Source organism: Alteromonas sp. ALT199, from assembly GCF_018619335.1.
GTDB lineage: Bacteria > Pseudomonadota > Gammaproteobacteria > Enterobacterales > Alteromonadaceae > Alteromonas.
In genome coordinates, this window is record NZ_JAHHDX010000017.1 from 2,109 (window position 1) to 2,861 (window position 753).

The following is a 753-nucleotide window of genomic DNA, read 5'->3' on the forward strand; positions in this document are numbered from 1 at the left end:
TCGTCTGCAACAACCGCGAATCCCCTTCCTTGCTCGCCAGCCCTAGCAGACTCAATGGCAGCATTTAGCGCTAGTAAATTTGTTTGTTCAGCGATTGTTTTAATTACGTCGAGGATACTGCCTATTTTACGCGAATTATTATCTAAACGACCGATGATTTGCGCTGAGGACTCTGCCTGTCTTGCCTGACTGCTTACTTGGTCACTGCTTTTTTGTACTAGCTGACCTATGTCGGTACTTTGCCGTGTAATCGTCCGCAAGGCATCCATTGCTTCATTAATTTGAGCTAAGTTACTGCGGCTCTTATCCTGCACATTTATAGTATTGGTGGAAGTAACCGTAACTTGCTCTCGCTGTTTGTCCACTTCAGACAAGCTTTTATTTCCAAGTTCAACACTTTCTTTTGTAATCTCAATTAAGCGCTTTTCCTGCTCAAGAATATTACCAACTAATTCTCGCAGGCTATCGGTTAAGCTGTTTACTTTTGCTGAAAGTGCGGAGAACTCATCGTTACCTTCTTCAGGCAATTTGGTACTCAAATCTCCCTGACTCAACAAACTCAGCCCTTTGTTGATATGCCTGAGTGGTTTTGAAATACTGCGCGTTACAATCACCGCTAAAAATATAGCAGCAATGAGCCCGATTGCGGCGACGATAATATTGCGAAGCAAGTTTTCTTGTACAGACTCAAGAATAGCGTTTTGTCCCTCAAGTGATTGGACTTGAACCGTGTCAAACAGAGTATTTATTTCC

1 protein-coding gene is annotated in these 753 nt (G+C 42.9%); it reads right to left on the bottom strand.

From position 1 onward, the window contains the following. Positions 1–753, bottom strand: a 753-nt coding sequence (locus tag KL866_RS02515) for a methyl-accepting chemotaxis protein (protein WP_214993124.1), incomplete at both ends; no start/stop codon positions are given.